General features: G+C 60.6%; 8 protein-coding genes. 6 read left to right on the top strand and 2 right to left on the bottom strand.

Translation table 11 applies throughout. The features are described from left to right. Positions 1-82 precede the first annotated feature (82 nt). The 3 genes from lapG to ABH909_RS02855 all read left to right on the top strand — a co-directional run bounded on the left by lapG (position 83) and on the right by ABH909_RS02855 (position 3,489). Positions 83-775: a cysteine protease LapG gene (lapG, locus tag ABH909_RS02865; RefSeq protein WP_429430360.1), complete on the top strand. Its 693-nt coding sequence runs from the start codon at positions 83-85 to the stop codon at positions 773-775. A 14-nt stretch (positions 776-789) separates the two neighbouring features. Then, entirely contained in the window at positions 790-2,736 is a 1,947-nt protein-coding gene (lapD, locus tag ABH909_RS02860; protein ID WP_429430358.1) for a cyclic di-GMP receptor LapD, read from the top strand. Between the two features lie 480 nt (positions 2,737-3,216). After that, positions 3,217-3,489 (top strand): DUF6124 family protein, encoded by a 273-nt coding sequence (locus ABH909_RS02855; RefSeq protein ID WP_427624153.1) that lies wholly within the window; start codon positions 3,217-3,219, stop codon positions 3,487-3,489. A gap of 155 nt (positions 3,490-3,644) precedes the next feature. Here ABH909_RS02855 and ABH909_RS02850 read toward each other — a convergent pair whose 3' ends face one another. Both ABH909_RS02850 and ABH909_RS02845 read right to left on the bottom strand, forming a co-directional pair. Continuing rightward, a complete protein-coding gene (locus ABH909_RS02850) occupies positions 3,645-3,983 on the bottom strand; it encodes a hypothetical protein (RefSeq protein WP_018930300.1) in 339 nt (112 codons plus the stop codon). A gap of 147 nt (positions 3,984-4,130) precedes the next feature. Then, complete coding sequence (locus ABH909_RS02845; protein WP_429430356.1) at positions 4,131-15,566, bottom strand: retention module-containing protein; 11,436 nt, start codon at positions 15,564-15,566, stop codon at positions 4,131-4,133. 358 nt (positions 15,567-15,924) lie between these two features. Between ABH909_RS02845 and ABH909_RS02840 the strand changes: the two genes are divergently transcribed. The 3 genes from ABH909_RS02840 to ABH909_RS02830 are packed head-to-tail and all read left to right on the top strand — an operon-like array spanning position 15,925 to position 20,831. Continuing rightward, positions 15,925-17,277, top strand: a complete 1,353-nt coding sequence (locus ABH909_RS02840) for a TolC family outer membrane protein (RefSeq protein ID WP_429430354.1) — start codon at positions 15,925-15,927, stop codon at positions 17,275-17,277. A gap of 40 nt (positions 17,278-17,317) precedes the next feature. Then, positions 17,318-19,474, top strand: a complete 2,157-nt coding sequence (locus ABH909_RS02835; protein WP_429430352.1) for a type I secretion system permease/ATPase — start codon at positions 17,318-17,320, stop codon at positions 19,472-19,474. Further along, positions 19,464-20,831: an HlyD family type I secretion periplasmic adaptor subunit gene (locus ABH909_RS02830; protein ID WP_429430350.1), complete on the top strand. Its 1,368-nt coding sequence runs from the start codon at positions 19,464-19,466 to the stop codon at positions 20,829-20,831. Before ABH909_RS02835 ends, ABH909_RS02830 begins: the two co-directional genes overlap by 11 nt. The last annotated feature ends 274 nt before the right edge of the window (positions 20,832-21,105 follow it).

The following is a 21,105-nucleotide window of genomic DNA, read 5'->3' as shown; positions in this document are numbered from 1 at the left end:
TGATCTCACCGTGCCATTGTCTTTTACCGGGCTAACCTGCACCATCAACCGACTTCCACCTGTCTACCCTGGATGCCTCGCATTGGCGGTACGTTTCGCGATCCCTCGGACTTTGCGCTGGCCAGGCTGCGCGCTGTTGCTGGCCGGCGTCATGCTGGGCGGGCTGCATGCCGACTGGGATTTTTCGCTGATCAGCCGCCGCGCGCAGGCAGTGTACGGGCCTTTGGGTGAAGGGCAGCAGCGCATCGATGCCTGGCAGCAATTGCTGGCCACGCAGAAGCAGATTGGCGAGCTGGAACAGCTCAACGTGGTCAACCGGTTCTTCAACAGGCAAATGCGCTACGAAGAAGACATCGACCTGTGGCACGAGGTCGATTACTGGGAAACGCCGATCGAAGGCTTATGGAAAGGCGCCGGCGACTGCGAAGACTACGCTATCGCCAAGTATTTCAGCCTGCGCCATCTCGGTGTCTCCAGTGACAAGCTGCGCATCACCTACGTCAAGGCTTTGCGACTGAACCGCGCGCACATGGTCCTGACCTACTATTCGAGCCCGGAGGCCATGCCTTTGGTGCTCGACAGCCTGATCGACGCGATCAAGCCCGCCAGCCAGCGAACCGATTTGCTGCCGGTCTACTCTTTCAATGCCCAAGGGTTGTGGTTGCCGGGTGCCAAGGGCAACAAAAAGGTCGGAGACACCAAACGCCTGTCCCGTTGGCAGGATGTGTTGAAGAAAATGCAGGCCGAAGGTTTTCCGGTCGAGACGATTAACTAGGAGCACGCGCTCAGATGTCTTTGTTCAAACAGCTGTTGATCGCTATCTGTCTGTTCCTGGTGCTCGCCTTCACTGGCAGCTTCATGGTCAGTCTGGAAAGCTCGCGTACCCAGTACGTCAATCAGTTGCGCTCCCATGCCCAGGACGCAGCCACGGCGTTGGCGCTGTCCCTGACGCCAAACATCGATGACCCGGCGATGGTCGAGCTGCTGGTCAGTTCGATCTTCGACAGCGGTTATTACGCGAACATCCGTGTGGTCGATCTGACCAATGACAAGACAATTGTCGAGCGCAGCGGCATCCCGGCGGTCACCAACGTGCCGGACTGGTTCGTCAAGCTGATTGGCCTGGAGCCGGCCGGTGGCGACGCGCTGGTCAGCCGTGGCTGGGAGCAGGCCGCGCGGGTCGAGGTGGTCAGCCATCCGATGTTCGCGTTGGCCAAGTTGTGGCAGAGCGCGTTGGGCAGCCTTGGCTGGCTGCTGATCTGTGGCGCGGTGAGCGCGGTGTTGGGCGCGCTGTTGCTGCGCCGGCAACTGAAGCCGCTCGATTACATGGTCAAGCAATCCCACGCTATTGCTCGCCGCGAATTCCTCAGCCTGCCGGAACTGCCGCGCACCCCGGAACTGCGGCGGGTGGTGCAAGCCATGAACCAGATGGTCGAGAAGCTCAAGGCGCTGTTCCAGGAGCAGGCCGAACGCAGTGAAAAACTGCGGGCCGAATCCTATCAGGACAACCTGACCGGCTTGGCCAACCGGCGCTATTTCGAAATGCAATTGAATGCGCGAGTGAGTAATCCGGAGCAGGCCAGTTCCGGCTATTTGCTGCTGTTGCGGGTCAAGGACCTGGCTGGTTTGAACCAGCGGCTGGGCGGTCAGCGCACCGATGAATTGTTGAAAGCGGTGGGCGAGCAGTTGTCCCGTGAGTGCGCCAGGTACCCGGAAACCCAGAACCTCGTCACGCGCATTCGTGGCGGTGAATTCGCCGTGCTGGCGCCGGGGTTGGTGCGCGAAGAAGCGCTGCAACTGGCGAGTAACCTCGAGAGTGCTCTGGCGAGCCTGCATGCGACGGGCGCCACGGACGTGGCGTCGGTAGCCTCGATCGGGCTGGCGCCGTTTGCCCATGGCGACTCGCCGCAAGCGGTGATCGGGTTGGCCGATCAGGCATTGGCTCAGGCGGAAAGTCAGGGCGAACCGAGCTGGGCTTGCCTCGATCACAGTGAATCGGCCCGGGGCGGCGACGATCATCATGGCTGGCACACCTTGCTCGATCAGGCGTTGGATCAGCAGCGTTTCGAGCTGTACTTCCAGCCGGTGGTGGCCAGCCACGACACGCAGGTGGTGCTGCATTACAAAGTGCTCTCTCGTCTGCTCGACGAGCAAGGCCAGACCATTCCCGCCGGGCGTTTCCTGCCGTGGCTCGAGCGTTTCGGCTGGACCGCACGGCTCGACCGTTTGATGCTGGAACTGGTGCTTGAGCAAATGGCCGAGCATGAAGAGTCACTGGCGCTGAACCTGTCTTCGGCGACACTGGCGGATCCGCAGGCGCTGAACAAAGTGTTCGAGATCCTGCGTCAGCATTCGAATCTCGGGGAACGACTGACCCTGGAAATCGGCGAAGAACAATTGCCCGAGCAAGCAGTGCTGGAACAGCTGACGCGGCGTCTGCGCGAACTTGGGTTCTCGTTGAGCCTGCAGCGTTTTGGTGGACGTTTCAGCATGATCGGCAATCTGGCGCGGCTGGGGTTGGCGTATCTGAAGATCGACGGCAGTTACATCCGGGCGATTGATCAGGAGAGTGACAAGCGTCTGTTCATCGAGGCGATTCAGCGGGCAGCGCACAGCATTGATTTGCCGCTGATTGCCGAGCGGGTCGAGACCGAAGGGGAGTTGGCGGTGATTCGTGAGATGGGGTTGTATGGGGTTCAGGGGCAGTTGTTTGGTGAGCCGAAGCCTTGGCAGTAGGGTTTTGGTGCAGAGGTGTTAGTCAGTCCGTCTTCGCGAGCAAGCCCGCTCCCACATTGGACTTGTGTCATGCCACAATCCTGCGGTCAGCCCCGATCCACTGTGGGAGCGGGCTTGCTCGCGAAGGCGTCAGCACAAACACCGGTAAAGATCTGATAGCAAATTCCTAGGAGATTTCCTTCAAGTTGTAGAGGCTTTGATGAACTTGTTTTGGCCAAAGTCCAAGACTAGTCTGGCTTTGTCACTGAATAATCGGTGACACGGACGTGCAAGTCCGACCAAACTGTTTAGGTAGCGTGCTGCCATTCCTCTCAATGAGCATTTTGATGTTCACTGCTTTATGGCGGCTGCGCGCAGGAGATCCTCGGATCTGCTGGGTGTCCTAAACAGTCCCGGTCTTGCACACCTGCGCACGGCCGCCACCCTATTCGCGTGCAAGCGAACGGTGACGGCCCCAACTTACTGTTTAGGGTATTTCTTATGTTCAAAGTAACTCCCAATCCGCCTGAGCCCCGCAAAGGCCGCCTCTTCACCGTCTCCCCCGACATCGACACCGAAGCCCTTCTGGCCAACGCCTCCGAAGACTTACTGTCCATCAGCGCTATCGCCGCCGACCTGGCGGATGATGTGGAAGGCTCACGGCGTTCAGTCGCCTTGGCGCTCAGCCGTTTGGCCGATGGCGTGCAATTGTTGGTGGAACGGGCGCTGGATCATCTTGAATCGCCGCAGCTGCAGGCTCGGGCCGAGGTTTAGCAGGTTGGAATGGTGGTGAGTTGAAGACCGCCTTCGCGAGCAAGCCCGCTCCCACACTGGATTTATGTCGAACCGCAATCATGCGATCAACACAGAACTCATGTGGGAGCGGGCTTGCTCGCGAAGGCGCCAGTGCAGGCGCCGATGAAGGGGCGTTAGATCAACCCCGTCTCATCATCATCGATCAACTGGCTCAACCCGCCCAACGCTTCACGGGCCTGGGTCCGGTCCATCAGCTTGGCCTGCGCGGCCGGGGGCAGGTCAGTAACGCGGATCACACCTTTTTGGGTCAGCACCTGAATCAAGTCGTCGAGTACCCGGATCATTTCCAGGTCGCTCTGCTTGAGCTGCTTGAGGCTGGTTTCAACCACTTCGTGGGCAAACCAGGCCTGGATTTCATGGTGATCGGCCGGCAGCGTTTCCGTGGCCTCGGCGTAGGCCGTGGCTTCCACGCGCACTAACTGACCTTGCGCATCGCGTTGCACGTAAAACATTGAGCATCCCTCGGAAATGGACCAGCGTCGTGCTGTCAGCAGCATAGGCCAACGCAGGCGAGTATGCGGTGCGACGACGAAATCGTCACCCGTGAGATGGACGCAAACGTGACGGCCGCCCGGTCTGGGCGGCCGTCAGCTTGTGGATCAGCTGTTGTTGTGATCGACCTTGATGGTCGGGTCACTGCCGGCGATCAACGAGTTGATGCTGGCGCTGGACCAATTGTTGCCTTCCAGTTTGATCGTTACGTCCGGGGCGGCCGCTGCGGCATCGGCGCCGTTGAACTTGCCGCCAGAACTGATTTGCAGGGACGACACACCATCCACCGTGGTGATTTTCAGAAAGTTATCAATGGTGCTGCCGGTTTCGCCCTGCAACAGATCACGCAGGTCGATGCGGTCGCCTTCGCTGGCCTTGAAGTCCTTGATCACGTCGCTGCCGGTGTCTCCGGCCTTCCAGATGAAGGTGTCGGCACCCGAACCGCCAATCAGAATGTCGTTGCCTTGACCACCGACCAACGAGTCATTACCGCTGCCACCCAGCAGAATGTCATTGCCCTTGCCGCCGTCGAGGAGGTCATTGCCACCCTGGCCGAAGAGAATGTCATTGCCCGCGCCACCCAGCAGCGTGTCGTTACCATCATGAGTGCCAGAGACGTCGAACTCGGTGTAATGCTCGGTGATGTACTGGTGCACGTTGCTGGTGGTGACTTGGCTGGCGTCGACGCCGGTTTGCTGGGCCACGAACGCCTGCATGGCCTGATAACCCTCGCCGGCAATGCCGTTGAAGCTCACCAGATCGCCGAACAGAAGGTCGTTGCCGTCACCGCCGTTGACCGTATCGGCGCCCGGCATTGTCGATTCGGTATGGCCAATGATCGAGTTGGCCAGGTCTTTCGGGTCGATGTTGGTTTGTGGCGTTTGATCCGAATCGTACGGCTTGAGATCGCCGAGGGTGACGTCCTTGTTCAGGCCGATGGCCTCCACCGTCGACACGTTACTCAGCAATGTGAAACTGCTGGTGGAATTGTCGATGGCGGTTGAATCGGTGTAGCTGCCGGTGCCATCGCGATAGGACAGTTCGTACGTGCCGTTACCCTCGGCATGGAGGGTGCCCAGGTCAGAACTGTGCCAGTTGCCCTTTTTATTCTGAGTCAGCAGCGTGACGTTGCCAGCGCTGTCGATGGTCAGGGAGTGAGTGCTGTCCAGGTCAATGGAATAAGTCTGCCCCAATTTGTAATTGGTGGTAGTGATGACGTCATCGAGCCTCACATTGCCGAACAAGGTCGGGTTGATTTGTTCGCCACTCTGGTAGTAAGTCGGCTTGCCATCAGTGATGAAGTAGGTGAGGTTTTTCGCACCGGTGTTGGCCATCGCATCGGCACTCTTGAACCAGTTAGCCGTGGTTTTGAACACGTCCTCGTAGTTGGTGCCGCCGCCGGACGACATCGAGTCCAGCACGGATTTGAGCAAGGTCAGGGCGTTCGGATCATTCAGGTTCACCGACACCGATTTGTTGACCTGATTATCGAAGTCCGCCAGGAAGATGTTCACCGTCCCGGAGTTGCCGCCCATGCTTTGCTTGAGGGTGTTGAATACCGCAGTCAACGAATCCTTGGCGGCGCTGATCGAAGAAGGGCTCATGCTGCCCGAGCTGTCGACCATGAAGGCGATGTTGTAGTTGGTGCCCGGCACCACCGTCAGCCCGCCGATGTCGGCGACCATGATGTCGTTGCCGTCGGTACCGGTAATGGTGTCGTCGGCGGCAGTGGCAGTCACCGCGTTATAGACCGACGGGTACACCGTGACCGGGATTTGCGCGGTACTCGGTGCCGAACCGCCATGGGCTTCGGTGGAGGTCGATGTCACGGTCAGGGTGAACTGGCCGTTGTAGTACGGCGGCGGAGTAACGGTCAGCGTGCCGAGGTTCCAGCCAGTGACGTCGGCTTCACCGGAGGTGGCGCTGGCAGTGAAGGTATGGCCCGCGCCATCGGTGAGCACCGAGCCCGCCGGGATGCCGCTGATCTTCACGCTCAGGCTTTCAGAGCCGTCGGTATCGGTCAGTGCCGTTTTGATCGCGGACAGATGAACGCTGGTGCCTTCGGCGCCTTCGTTGAGTTTGTAGCCGTCGTAGTAGCCCTCGCCATTGGTGCCGTGCAGGTCGGAAACCGTCACGCCAGAAGCGGCCAGATCCGCCACGCCGGTGTACAGCGGCACGCCGGCACTGCTCAAGTCGACCGCCGCACCGCCGTTGACCGACAGGTTGACGTCATAGCTGCCCGGGCCGCTCTGGTTGTGGTGGTAGATGTCCAGGGTGTAATAACCGCTGGTGGTCGGGATGAACGAACCGTTCAGGTTACCGCCCGCGCCCCAAGTGATTGCGGCCACGTTTTTACCGCCGATGGTCACCAACAGGCTGTCGTCACCGGTACCGCTGAAGGTGTAGGTCTTGCCGGCTTCGAGGTAAATCAGGCCAGAGGTTTTCGAGGCGGTGCCCGCCGTGACGCTGCCGTTGGACTGCACATTGGTCACGGTGCCGCTGGAGTTCGGTGTACCCGCGCCGTCGATCACTGATTTCAGCGTGCTGGAAGACGCGCCGCTACCATCGGTGCCCAGGCCCGACAGGCCGGTCCAGACTTCCTTGATCAGCCCGGTAGATTTTACGCTGTTGTCCGCGACGCTCAGGGACGGCGCGTCGGCAACCGGCGTGATGTCGATTTTCACCGTGCCGGTGCTGCCCAGCAGTTGACCGTCGGTTGGCTGGAACTTGATCTGCGCGTAGTCCGCCTGTTTGTTGCCCACGCCGCTGCCACCGTAAACATCGATACCCGATTCGTTGGCATCTGGCGTGAAGCGCAACTTGCCGGCGTCGATATCGGCCTTGCTGAAGGTCTGGTTGGTCGCGACGTCTTTCCAGGTCGCACCGTCCAGGTACTGCAACTTGCCGTCGCCCGGCAGCTGAGTGATTTTCACCCCCAGGTTGGCGGTTGCGCTGTCGACATCGCTGACGCCGAAGGTCGACCAGCCGAGGATCAGCGGGGTGTCTTCGGTGCCGGTGACGTTAACCGGTGCAGCGGTCGGCGCGTCGTTCACGGCCACCACGTTGACGGTGGTGGTCGCGGTGTTGGAGTAGTTGCTGCCATCGGTCACCGTCACGGTGATGATCCGTGGCACGGTGCTCGGATCTTCACTGCTGTTGGTGAAGCTGATGTTTTTGATCTGCTGCATGTAATCGGCCAGCGTCGCGTTGCCCGACAGGGTCAGGGTGACCGTGCCGTCCTGGCTGTTGGCGTTGATGCTGATGCCATTGACGCTGTTGCCCAGGTTCAGCGCATCGCCCGGCTGACGGTTGGTCAGCACGATGGTCGCGCCGGTCAGCATCGTGCTGTCCGGGTCGGTGATGCTCAGGTCGGTATCGCCGATCGACACGCCCTGGCCGGTGGTGCCTTCGGTGAAGGTCACGTTGTAGTTGGCCCCGGTGGCGCCGCTGGAGTTGTTGGTATCCAGGTCGAGGACCGGCGCGGCATCGTTGTCGATGATCGAAGTGCTGACACTGCCGTTGGTGGTGCTGACCGCGAGATTTTCGAAGTTGCCCCCGGTGGCCGAGTCGATCTTGACTACGAAGTTTTCGGTGCCTTCGGTGAGCTTGTCGTCCAGCGTCGCGACGTTGAAGCTCGCGCTGCTGGCGCCCGCCGGGATTTTCACGGTGTACACGCCGGTGAAGTCCGAACCATCGGCGGCGGTGCCGCTGTAGACGATTTTCAGGGTCACTTCGGTCTGCGCCGGGTGCGTCAGGCTGACGGTGTAGCTGGCGCTCTGGCCTTCGGTCACCGAGGTGCTGCCACTGATGCTGACTTCAGTTTTGTCGATCGTGTCGGTGACAGTCGTGACCGCAGCGGTGTTGCTGGTAACCAGGTTTTCGAAGTTGCCGCCGGTGGCGCCAGTGATGGTTGCTTCGACGGTGCCGGCGTCGTTGTAGACGTCATCCTTCGGCGCATCGACAGTCACGGTGCCAGTGGTTTTGCCGGCGTCGATGGTGATCACGGCGCCATTGCTCAACGTCACGGTCACCGGAGTGCCGGCGGCGTTGCTCAGGGTCGCGGTGTAAGTGATCTGGCTACCTTCGGCGACCGAGTTGGTCGCGCTCAGGCTGAGGTTGGTGGTGTCGACGATGTCGGTCACGGTGGTGCTGACCGGCGTTTTATCCGCTATCAGGTTCTCGTAGTTGCCGCCGCTGACGCTGGTGATCGAGTTGGTCAGCGGAGCATGGCCGGCCAATGCGTCGTTCGGTACGGCGGTGGACACGGTACCGGTGGTTTTACCGACGTCGATGGTGATCGTCTGACCGTTGGCCAGGGACACGGTGACCGGGCTGCCCGTCACGGGTGCACCGACAGTCGCGGTGTAAGTGACGGTGCCGCCTTCAGTTGCCGAAGCGGTGGCGTTCAGGGTAACGGTCGAGGTGTCGAGGGTGTCGGTGATGCTGGTTACGGCTGGGGCAGTGCTTGGCACCAGGTTCTCGAAGTTGCCACCGGTCGCGTCTTTGATGGTTGCTTCGACGGTGCTGGCATCTTTGTAGACGTCGTCTTTTGGTGCATCGACGGTCACGGAGCCGGTGGTTTTACCTGCTTCGATGGTGATCACGGCGCCGTTGCTGAGCGTGACGGTGACCGGAGTCCCGGCGGCGTTGGTCAGGGTCGCGGTGTAGGTGATCTGGCCGCCCTCATCCACGGTCCCAGTCGCGGTCAGCGACAGGTTGGTGGTGTCCTGGGTATCAGTCACCGAGGTGTCCGCCGACTTGCCGTCGACTTCCAGTTTCTCGTAGTTGCCGCCTTTGGCGTTGTCGATCTTGACGCTCAGGGAGGTGCCGCCAGCCAGCGCATCGTTTGGCGCAACGAAGTGGACAGAGCCGCTGCTCCACCCGACAGGAATGGTGATGGTCTGGCCGTTGGACAGAGTGACGACCACTGGCGAACCGGTGACAGGCGAAGTTACGGACGCGGTGTAAACCACGGTACCGCCTTCAGCCACAGTGCTGGTTGCAGTGAGGTTTATGGTCGAGGTGTCGAGGGTGTCGGTCACCTCGGTAACCGCAGCCGCCGGGTTGGTCGCCAGATTTTCGAAGTTGCCGCCTGCGGCATCTTTGATGGTCACTTCGACTTGGCCGGCGTCTTTGTAGACGTCGTCCTTCGGCGCATCGACGGTCACGCTGCCGGTAGTCGCACCGGCGGCGATGGTGATGATCGCGCCGTTGCTCAATGTGACGGTGACCGGAGCGCCGGCGGCATTGGTCAAGGTCGCGGTATAAACGATCGAACCGCCTTCAGCCACGGAGTCCGTCGCGCTCAAGCTGAGGGTGGTGGTATCCGCGGTATCGGTCACCAAGGTATCCGCCGACTTGCCATCGACTTCCAGCTTCTCGTAGTTACCGCCCTTCGCATCGTCAATCTTGACGCTCAGCGAACCACCACCGGCCAAGGCATCGTTCGGCGCGGTGAAGTTGACGCTGGCGCTGCTCGACCCGACCGGGATGGTGATGGTCTGGCCGTTGGACAGGGTGACAACCACCGGCGAACCGGTCACCGGAGCAGAGACCGACGCGGTGTAAACCACGGTGCCGCCTTCAGCCACAGTGCTGGTTGCAGTGAGGTTCACGGTCGAAGTATCGATGGTGTCAGTCACCTCGGTAACCGCCGCTGCCGGATTGGTCGCCAGGTTTTCGAAGTTTCCGCCCGCGGCATCCTTGATGGTGACTTCAACTTGGCCGGCGTCTTTGTAGACATCATCTTTCGGCGCATCGACGGTCACGGAACCGCTGGTGGCGCCGGCAGCGATGGTGATCACGGCACCGTTGCTCAGGGTGACGGTCACTGGTGTGCCAGCGGCATTGGTCAAGGTCGCGGTGTAAACGATGGAGCCGCCTTCAGCGACCGAGTCAGTAGCGCTCAGGCTGAGGGTTGTGGTGTCCGACGTGTCAGTGATCGAGGTGTCTGCCGACTTGCCGTCGACGTCCAGCTTCTCGTAGTTACCACCCTTCGCATCGTCAATCTTGATGCTCAGTGAACCACCGCCGGCCAAAGCATCGTTCGGCGCAGTGAAATTCACGCTGGCGCTGCTCGAGCCGACCGGGATGGTGATGATCTGACCGTTGGACAGGGTGACAACCACCGGTGAACCGGTCACCGGAGCAGAGACCGACGCGGTGTAAACCACGGTGCCGCCTTCGGCGACGCTCGAAGTGGCACTCAGCGAAACGGTGCTGGTGTCGATGGTGTCATTGACGGTGGTCACCGCCGGCGTATCGCTGGTAACCAGCTTCTCGAAGTTGCCGCCGGTCGTACCTGTGATGGTCGCTTCGACGGTGCCGGCGTCCTTGTAGACGTCGTCCTTCGGCGCATCGACGGTCACGGAGCCGGTGGTTTTACCCGCTTCGATGGTAATCACGGCGCCGTTGCTCAGCGTCACGGTTACTGGTGTGCCGGCTGCATTGGTCAGGGTTGCCGTGTAGGTGATCTGGCCACCCTCATCCACGGTGCCGGTCGCGGTCAGCGACAGGTTGGTGGTGTCCGCAGTATCGGTCACTGAGGTATCGGCTGATTTGCCGTCGACGTCCAGTTTCTCGTAGTTGCCGCCCTTGGCCTCGTCGATCTTGACGCTCAGGGAGGTGCCACCGGTCAGGGCATCGTTTGGCGCAACGAAGTGGACAGAACCGCTGCTCGAGCCGACCGGAATGGTGATGGTCTGGCCGTTGGACAGGGTGACAACCACTGGCGAACCGGTGACCGGTGCGCTGACGGACGCGGTGTAAACCACGATGCCGCCTTCAGCCACAGTGCTGGTCGCAGTGAGGCTTACGGTCGAGGTGTCGAGGGTGTCGGTCACCTCGGTAACCGCAGCCGCCGGGTTGGTCGCCAGGTTTTCGAAGTTGCCGCCTGCGGCGTCCTTGATGGTGACTTCAACTTGGCCGGCGTCTTTGTAGACATCATCTTTCGGCGCATCGACGGTCACGGAACCGCTGGTGGCGCCGGCAGCGATGGTGATCACGGCACCGTTGCTCAGGGTGACGGTCACTGGTGTGCCAGCGGCATTGGTCAAGGTCGCGGTGTAAACGATGGAGCCGCCTTCAGCGACCGAGTCAGTAGCGCTCAGGCTGAGGGTTGTGGTGTCCGACGTGTCAGTGATCGAGGTGTCCGCCGACTTGCCATCGACTTCCAGCTTCTCGTAGTTACCGCCCTTGGCATCGTCAATCTTGACGCTCAGCGAACCACCGCTGGCCAAAGCATCGTTCGGTGCGGTGAAGTTGACGCTGGCGCTGCTCGAGCCGACCGGGATGGTGATGGTCTGGCCGTTGGACAGAGTGACAACCACCGGCGAACCGGTGACCGGGGCGGAGACGGACGCGGTGTAAACCACTGTGCCGCCTTCGGCAACGGTGGACGTCGCGGTCAGGTTGACCGTCGTAGAGTCGAGGGTATCGGTGACGTCGGTAACTGCAGCCGCTGGGCTGATGGTCAGGTTTTCAAAGTTGCCGCCTGCGGCGTCCTTGATGGTGACTTCGACGGTGCCGGCGTCTTTGTAGACATCGTCTTTCGGCGCATCGACGGTTACGGAGCCGCTGGTGGCGCCGGCGGCGATGGTGATCACGGCACCGTTGCTCAGGGTGACGGTCACTGGCGTGCCAGCGGCGTTGGTCAAGGTCGCGGTGTAGGTGATCTGGCCACCCTCATCCACGGCACCGGTCGCAGTCAGCGACAGGTTGGTGGTGTCCGCAGTATCGGTAACCGAGGTGTCCGCGGACTTGCCATCGACGTCCAGCTTCTCGTAATTACCGCCCGTTGCGCCGTCAATCTTGACGCTCAGAGAGCCTCCGCCAGCGAGGGCATCGTTTGGCGCAGCGAAGTTGACAGAGCCGCTGCTCGAGCCGACCGGTATGGTGATGATCTGGCCGTTGGACAGGGTGACAACCACCGGCGAGCCGGTGACTGGCGAAGTCACGGACGCGGTGTAAACCACGGTCCCGCCTTCAGTGATACTCGAAGTGGCAGTCAGCGAAACGATGCTGGCATCGATGGTGTCATTGACGGTGGTCACCGCCGGGGTGTCGCTGGCGACCAGGTTCTCGAAATTGCCACCAGTCGCGTCTTTGATGGTCGCTTCGAGGGTGCCGGTGTCTTTGTAGACATCGTCCTTCGGTGCATCGACAGTCACGGAGCCGGTGGTTTTACCCGCTTCGATGGTGATCACGGCACCGTTGCTCAGGGTGACGGTCACTGGTGTACCGGCCGCATTGGTCAGGGTTGCCGTGTAGGTGATCTGGCCACCCTCATCCACGGCACCGGTCGCAGTCAGCGACAGGTTGGTGGTGTCCGCAGTATCGGTAACCGAGGTGTCCGCGGACTTGCCGTCGACGTCCAGCTTCTCGTAGTTGCCGCCCGTTGCGCCGTCAATCTTGACGCTCAAGGAGCCGCCACCGGCCAGCGCATCATTTGGCGCAACGAAGTCGACAGAACCGCTGCTCAATCCAACCGGAATGGTAATGGTCTGGCCGTTGGACAGGGTGACGACCACTGGCGAGCCGGTGACCGGTGAGGTTACAGACGCCGTGTAAACCACGGTGCCGCCTTCAGTGACGGTCGAAGTGGCACTCAGCGAAACGGTGCTGGTGTCGATGGTGTCGTTGACCGTGGTCACCGCTGGGGTGTCGCTGGCGACCAGGTTCTCGAAGTTGCCACCAGTCGCGCCTTTGATGGTCGCTTCGACGGTGCCGGCGTCTTTGTAGACGTCGTCTTTTGGTGCATCGACGGTCACGGAGCCGGTAGTTTTACCCGCTTCGATGGTGATCACGGCACCGTTCGACAGGGTCACGGTTACTGGCGTGCCGGCTGCATTGGTCAGGGTTGCCGTGTAGGTGATCTGACCGCCTTCATCCACGGCGCCGGTCGCGGTCAGCGACAGGTTAGTGGTGTCCGCGGTGTCGGTCACCGAGGTGTCCACCGACTTGCTGTCGATGTCCAGTTTCTCGTAATTGCCGCCCGTTGCGCCGTCAATCTTGACGCTCAGGGAACCGCCGCCAGCCAACGCATCGTTCGGCGCGGTGAAGTTGACGCTGGCGCTGCTCGAGCCGACCGGGATGGTGATGGTCTGGCCGTTGGACAGGCTGATGACCACTGGCGAACCGGTGACCGGTGCGCTGAGGGATGCGGTGTAAACCACGGTCCCGCCTTCAGCCACACTTGAGGTCGCCGTCAGATTGACGGTCGACGTGTCGAGGGTGTCGTTAACGGTGGTCACCGCCGGTGTATTGCTGGCGACCAGGTTCTCGAAGTTGCCGCCGGTCGCGTCCTTGATGGTCGCTTCGACGGTGCCAGCGTCTTTGTAGACGTCGTCCTTTGGCGCATCGACGGTCACGCTGCCGGTAGTCGCACCGGCGGCGATGGTGATGATTGCGCCGTTGCTCAATGTGACGGTGACCGGAGTGCCAGCGGCATTGGTCAGGGTGGCGGTGTAAACGATGGAACCGCCTTCGGCGACCGAGTCCGTTGCACTCAAACTGAGGGTGGTGGTTTCTGGAGTATCGGTCACCGAGGTGTCCGCCGACTTGCCGTCGATTTCCAGTTTTTCGTAGTTGCCACCCGTTGCACCGTCGATCTTGACGCTCAGCGAGCTGCCACCGGCCAGAGCGTCGTTTGGCGCAACGAAGTCGACAGAACCGCTGCTCGATCCAACCGCAATGGTGATGGTCTGTCCGTTGGACAGGGTGACAACCACTGGCGAGCCGGTGACTGGCGAAGTCACGGACGCGGTATAAACGACGGTCCCGCCTTCAGCGACGCTCGATGTGGCCGTCAGTGAAACGGTACTGGTGTCGAGGGTGTCGTTGACCGTGGTCACCGCCGGTGCATCGCTGGCGACCAGGTTCTCGAAGTTGCCGCCGGTCGTACCTGTGATCGTCGCTTCGACGGTACCGGTGTCCTTGTAGACGTCGTCTTTTGGCGCATCGACGGTCACGGAGCCGGTGGTTTTACCCGCTTCGATGGTGATGACGGCACCGTTGCTCAGGGTGACGGTCACTGGTGTACCGGCCGCATTGGTCAGGGTTGCCGTGTAGGTGATCTGGCCGCCTTCAGTGACGCTGCCGGTGGCGGACAGGGTCAGGCCAGTGTCGTCGACCGAGTCGGTAATGGTGGTGACCGCCGGAGTCGGGTTCGGCACCAGATTCTCGAAGTTGCCACCGGTAGTCCCGGTGATCGTGGTGCTGACGGTGCTGCCATTGTTGTAGACGTCATTGGCCGGTGTCGGAACGTTCACGCTGCCGCTGGTCTGGCCGGCATCGATGGTGATGGTCGAACCGTTGGACAGGGTGACGATGACTGGCGTCTGCGCCGGGTTGGTCAGGGTCGCGGTGTAAGTGATTTGACCGCCTTCGGTGACGGTCGAACCCGCCGTCAGCGTGACGGTGGTGGTGTCGATCGAATCGGTGATCGTCGTTACGGCTGGAGCCGAATTCGGCACCAGGCTCTCGAAGTTGCCGCCCGTTACGCCGGTAATCGTAGTGCTGACGCTGCTGCCATTGTTAAAAACGTCGTTGGCCGGCGTCGGAACATTGACGCTGCCGGTGGTGTTGCCGGGGGCGATGGTGATGGTCGAACCGTTGGACAAGGTGACGGTGACCGGCGTTTGCGCCGGATTGGTCAACGTCGCGGTGTAGGTGATCTGCCCGCCTTCAGTGACGGTCGAACCCGCTGAAAGGGTGACGGTGGTGGTGTCGACGGTGTCGGTGACCTGGGTCACGGCCGGAACGGTCGGCGGGGTGACCACGATACCGCTGCCGCCCGTGGTGCCGGTGACGGTCACGTTGATCTGGGTCGGATCGTTATAAACCGTGTCGTTCGGTGCCAACGGAACGTTGACGGTGCCGGTGGTCTGGCCGGCTGCAATCACGATCACCGAGCCGTTGGACAGGGTAATGGTCAGGTCGGTCAGTGGCGCCTGGGTCAGGGTCGCGGTGTAAACCAACACGCCACCGGCCTCTGTGATGGTCGGCGTGGCGCTCAGGCTCAGGGTCGATTCGCGCAGGGCATTGGCGCTGGTGTCGGCAGTCTGGCCGCCGGTGGTGTCTTGTGTTGCCAACGCGGCCGTGGTGAGGCCTTCAGTCGGAAAGCCGATAGTCGGGTCGACCCGGGCAGCGGTTGCCTCCAAGGCCACGAAGCTGTGGCCGCCACCGGCAGCGCCGCCGGAGCTCGCAGCCGCAGGGCCGGCCGCGGTGGCTTCAAGAGCAGTGGTCGGGTCGACGCCGGCGGCGATGGCTTGTTGCAATTGATCAACCGATGGCGCGGCTTGTGCAGTGGCTTGCGCAAGGTCGGTGCTGGAGTCCGGATCGCTGCCGCTCCACTGAGTGTCGCGGCCCAGGTCCAGGGTGCGGCCATCAGCCAGTTCGAGGGTAATGGCGCCGGCGGCACCGGTGTCTACCTGATCGCCGACCAACAACCGGTCGCCTTCAACGAGCACGCGGCGGATGCCTTCTGGCGACACCGCGAAAACCTGACCAACAATGCTTTTGACGATGGCAACAACACTGCTCATTGAAGACTCTCCGGGTGTCACGTTCAGTTGACTTCCATGAACCGCTCGGCGTGATCGCCAATCGGGGCTGGACGTACTTTCAAGGTATTCGCTACATAAGTTTGACGCGTAAATCGTCAATAATTTGGCTATATTTTTTCGGAATTAACTTTATGCCAAACTATTGACCTTGCGGGTGTCATCCTAAACAATCGTCCCAGTAATGTCACATTGATATTTAAGCGGCGGCCTGTCCTGCAACGTGTGATCCAGTTCCGATTTTGAACTTTCCGACATACGGTCATTCCGGTTGCCATCATCCGATGCAGCGCCATGTTCTGCAGTGATTCAAGACAAGAAGTCCCGGGAAATTCCAACTATGCGTTTGCACCTGTTCAAGGTTCTACCCTTCGCCCTTGCCGCCAGCTTTGTTCAGGCGCAAAGCCTCCCCCAGGCCATGCAGCAGGCGCTGGATGTCCATCCGGAAATTCAGGCAGGGGTTAACAGCCGATTGGCCGCGGATTATCAGTTAAAGGCTGCCAAAGGTGGATACCTGCCAAGGGTCGATCTGCTGGGTGGTTACGGTCGCGAAGGCACTGACAGCGTCACCACCCGCGCCGCCGGCAACAGCAACCACTGGGAAACGTTGAACCGTAGCGAGTCAAGTTTACGTCTGTCACAGATGGTATTTGACGGTTTTGCGACGTCCAGTGAAGTGGGGCGTCAACAAGCCACCGTTAATTCCCGCGCTTATTCCTTGCTGGGCACCTCGGAACGTACCGGGCTGACCGTCGCTCAGGTCTATCTCGATGTACTGACCCGTCGCGAATTCGTGCGTCTGGCCGAAGACAATCTGAAAAGCCACGAACGGATTCTTGACCAGATCAAGTTGCGCACCCAGCGCGGCGTGGGCAGCGGCGCCGACCTTGATCAGGCTGACGCGCGTATGGCCCAGGCCCGCAACAACCTGATCACTGAACAGACCAACCTGGCTGATGCCGAAACCAACTTCCTCAGCGCCGTCGGCCAGATGCCCGATCAACTGGAGCGGCCCGCCGATTTCATGGCGCTGTTGCCGGCCAACCTGAATGAAGCGCGGGCGCAGATGCTGGAAAACAGCCCGATCCTGCGTTCAGCCGAGTCCGATATCGCCGCCGCCGAGAAGCAGTACGAAGCCGCCAAATCGAGTTTCTACCCGCGCTTCGATGCCGAACTGGGTCGCAGCGCCGACAACGATATTGATGGTCAGAACGGTCACAGCAACGAATGGCAGGCCATGCTGCGCATGCGCTTCAATTTGTTCGCCGGTGGCAGCAACAAGGCTGATCTGGAATCCAAGTCCTACCTGTCGAACCAGGCGCTGGATATTCGCAACAATGCCCTGCGTGTGTTGAACGAAGAACTGGGTCTGGCCTGGAATGCCTTGAACAACGCTAACGCCCAAGTGCCGATCGCCCAGCAATATGTCGATCGCAGCACCAGTGTGCGTAGCGCGTACCAGAAGCAGTTCAGCCTCGGAGAACGCACGTTGCTCGACCTGCTCGACAGTGAAAACGAGCTGTTCAGCGCTTCCCGTCGGTTGGCCGAGATCAAAAACATTCAGTTATTTACTCAGTACCGAATCAAGGCGACCATGGGCGAATTGCTCAAAAGTCAGGGCGTGGTCGCACCGTTGGCATCCGTTGTGCAAAACGATGTGAAGCCCAAGGTTCAGCTGCCCGGGATGAATTGAGTCCTGCCCCCATTTCAATCGTTAGCCAAGAGTGTCGAGCGTGGAATCAGAAGTCAGTGGAGTTCAACTCATTCATGATCCGCGCGCGCTGCATGACGATCCGTTACTGGACGGCCTGCTAGCCCTTTGCACTTTGCATCAGAAACCGGCCAGCGCCGCGATGCTGACCACCGGTCTGCCGTTACCCAAACAACGCCTGAGCGTCGAACTGCTGCCCCGCGCGGCCGCTCGCGCCGGGCTGCAAGGGCGGGTACTGCAACGCAAGCTGGAGCAAATTCCGGCGATTGCCATGCCGGCGCTGTTGCTGCTCAAGGAAGGTCGCAGCGCGGTGTTGCTCGGCTGGCACGGTGAAGACCAGGCCCGCCTGCTGCTGAGCGAAAGCGATGGTGGCGAAGTCTGCGTCAGCCGTGAACTGCTGGCCGACGATTACAGCGGCAAAGTCTTCTTCGCCCAACCCCAACATAAGTTCGACGTTAATCACGGCACGCTGATCCCGCGCGCGCGTTCGTGGTTTCGGGACACCCTCAAGCGTTCGCGCTGGCTGTACGCCGACGCCATCGCCGCCAGTTTTCTGATCAACATCATTGCCATGGCCGCGCCGCTGTTCGTGATGAATGTCTACGACCGTGTGGTGCCGAACCAGGCCGAGTCGACCCTGTGGGTCCTGGCCATCGGCATCACGGGCGCTTATCTGTTCGACCTGATCCTCAAGAGCCTGCGCAGTCTGTGCCTGGACCTGGCCGGCAAGAAAACCGACCTGATCATCTCCGCGACGCTGTTCGAGCGCATCGTCGGCATGGCCATGAAATACCGCCCGGCCCGGGTCGGCAGCTTCGCCCAGAACATCCATGAGTTTCAGAGCCTGCGGGACTTTCTCGCGTCGCTGACCCTCACCAGCCTCATCGACCTGCCGTTTACGCTGCTGATCTTCATGGTCATCGCGATTCTGGGCGGGCATCTGGTGTGGATTCCGGTGCTGGCGTTCCCGATTGCCTTGCTGATCGGTTATGCCTTGCAGAAGCCGCTGGTGGCGACCATGGAACGAACCATGGCCCTGGGCGCGGAGCGCCAGTCGAGCCTGATCGAAACCCTCGCCGGTCTCGATGCGGTGAAGGTCAATAACGCCGAAAGCGAACGCCAGTATCAGTGGGAGCAGACCATCGGCACTCTCAGCCGCCTCGAGCTGCGAGTGAAAATGCTGTCCGGTCTGGCGATGAACATCACCTTGCTGATCCAGCAACTGGCCGGGGTGATCATGATCGTCTTCGGCGTGTACCAGATCATCGACGGCCACCTGAGCATGGGCGGCTTGATTGCTTGCTACATGCTCAGCGGTCGTGCCCTCAGCCCATTGGCCTCGTTGTCCGGTCTGCTGACCCGCTACCAGCAGGCCCGGGTGACCATGACCTCGGTCGATCAGATGATGGAATTGCCCCAGGAGCGCAATTTCGATGAGCGCCCGCTGAGCCGCAAGGTCCTGCAAGGCGCCATTGAATGCCGTCAGCTGAGCTTCACTTACCCGGATCAGCAGAACCCCGCGCTAAAGAACATCAACCTGATCATCAAGCCCGGCGAGAAGATCGGCATCATTGGTCGCAGCGGCTCGGGCAAAAGCTCTCTGGCCAAACTGCTGGTGGGCCTCTATCAGCCGGACGACGGCGCGCTACTGGTGGATGGTGTGGATATCCGTCAGATCGACGTCAGCGAATTGCGCCACAACATCGGCTACGTACCCCAGGACATCCAATTGCTCGCCGGTACCTTGCGCGACAATCTGGTGTCGGGCGCACGCTATGTCGAAGACGAATTGGTGCTGCAAGCCGCGGAACTGGCCGGCGTCCACGAGTTCGCTCGCCTGCATCCGCAAGGTTATGAGCTGCAAGTCGGTGAGCGTGGGCAGAACCTGTCCGGTGGTCAGCGTCAGAACGTCGCCCTGGCCCGAGCGCTGCTGCTCAATCCGCCGATCCTGTTGCTGGACGAACCCACCAGCGCCATGGACAACACCGGCGAAGAACGCCTCAAGCAACGCCTCGCGGCGGTGGTTGAGAACAAGACCGTGGTGCTGGTGACGCACCGGGCTTCGCTGTTGTCGTTGGTGGATCGCCTGTTGGTGATCGACCGTGGGCAGATACTCGCCGATGGCCCGAAAGCCGCCGTGATGGAAGCGTTGAAGAAGGGGCAGATCAGTGTTGCTTAAGTCCGGGGTCAAGGATTCCATCCGCCGTTACTTCAAAGGCTCCGCATCGCTGCAAGGCCAGCCCCTCCCCGAGGTCAACAAAGCGCTGATCGAAGACGCCCCGCGCGTGGTGCGGTTGACGATCTGGGCGATCATCGGCTTCTTCGTGTTCCTGATGCTTTGGGCCAACTTCGCGGTGGTCGATGAAGTCACCAAGGGCGACGGCAAGGCGATTCCGTCGTCGAAGATTCAGAAAATCCAGAACCTCGAGGGCGGCATCGTCTCCGAACTGTTCGTCACCGAAGGGCAGATCGTCGAAGCCGGCGCGCCGCTGATTCGTCTGGACGACACACGGTTTGCCTCCAACGTCGGTGAAACCGAAGCCGATCGGCTGTCGATGTTGCTGCGTGTGGAGCGCTTGAGCGCCGAGGTCGATGACCGTGCGCTGAACTTCCCCGCCGATGTGCTCAAGGCTGTTCCCGTTCAGGCCGCCAGTGAAGAGTCGCTGTACATCAGTCGTCGTCAGCAACTGTACGATGAAATCGGTGGCTTGAAGGAGCAGTTGATCCAGCGTCAACAAGAGCTGCGCGAGTTCACCTCCAAACAGTCTCAGTATCGCAACGCGTTGTCGCTGCAACGTCAGGAAATCAACATGTCCGAGCCGTTGGTGGCTCAGGGCGCAGTCTCGCCGGTTGAAGTTTTGCGACTCAAGCGTGCCGAGGTCGAAACCCGCGGCCAACTGGATGCCACCACCCTGGCGATTCCACGCGCCGAATCGGCGATCAAGGAAGTGCAGCGCAAGATCGACGAGACTCGCGGCAAATTCCGCAGTGAAGCCCTGACCCAACTCAACGAAGCACGTACCGACCTGAACAAGGCCCAAGCCACTGGCAAGGCCTTGGAAGACCGGGTCAGCCGGACGCTGGTGACATCGCCGGTGCGCGGCATCGTCAACAAGTTGCTGGTCAACACCATCGGCGGCGTGATCCAGCCGGGCAGCGATCTGGTGGAGATCGTGCCACTGGATGACACCTTGCTGGTAGAAGCCAGGATTCGTCCGCAAGACATCGCGTTCCTGCACCCGGGGCAGGACGCCACGGTGAAGTTCACGGCCTACGACTACACCATCTACGGCGGCCTGAAAGCCAAGCTGGAGCAGATCGGTGCCGACACCATCACCGACGAAGACAAGAAGACCACGTACTACATCATCAAGCTGCGCACCGAGCGCAGCCACCTCGGGACGGATGAAAAGCCGTTGCTGATCATTCCGGGGATGGTGGCGTCGGTGGATATCATTACCGGCAAGAAGACTGTGCTCAGTTATTTGCTCAAGCCGATTATTCGGGCTCGCGCCGAAGCGTTGCACGAGCGGTAGTTTTGCGGGGGAGTCTGAAAAGATCGCAGCCTTCGGCAGCTCCTACAGGGTTTCGCGTACATCTGTAGGAGCTGCCGAAGGCTGCGATCTTTTGATTTTACGGCCATATCGTTATTCACTAACGGTATTTAAATTTCAATTCTTATATCTATAAAGTCAATCCCCTGCGTACCTGCCGACCAATCGGCGCGCCGCACGACACGAACCAACACGGGACCTCCGTGAGTTTCTGATCGATGCGCGCCCTTGAGCGCGCTGTGCGTGGGAGTGATTT

Origin of the sequence: Pseudomonas sp. BS3782 TE3695, assembly GCF_050435305.1 — a bacterium.
GTDB lineage: Bacteria > Pseudomonadota > Gammaproteobacteria > Pseudomonadales > Pseudomonadaceae > Aquipseudomonas.
This window is presented reverse-complemented; position numbering and strand designations above follow the sequence as displayed.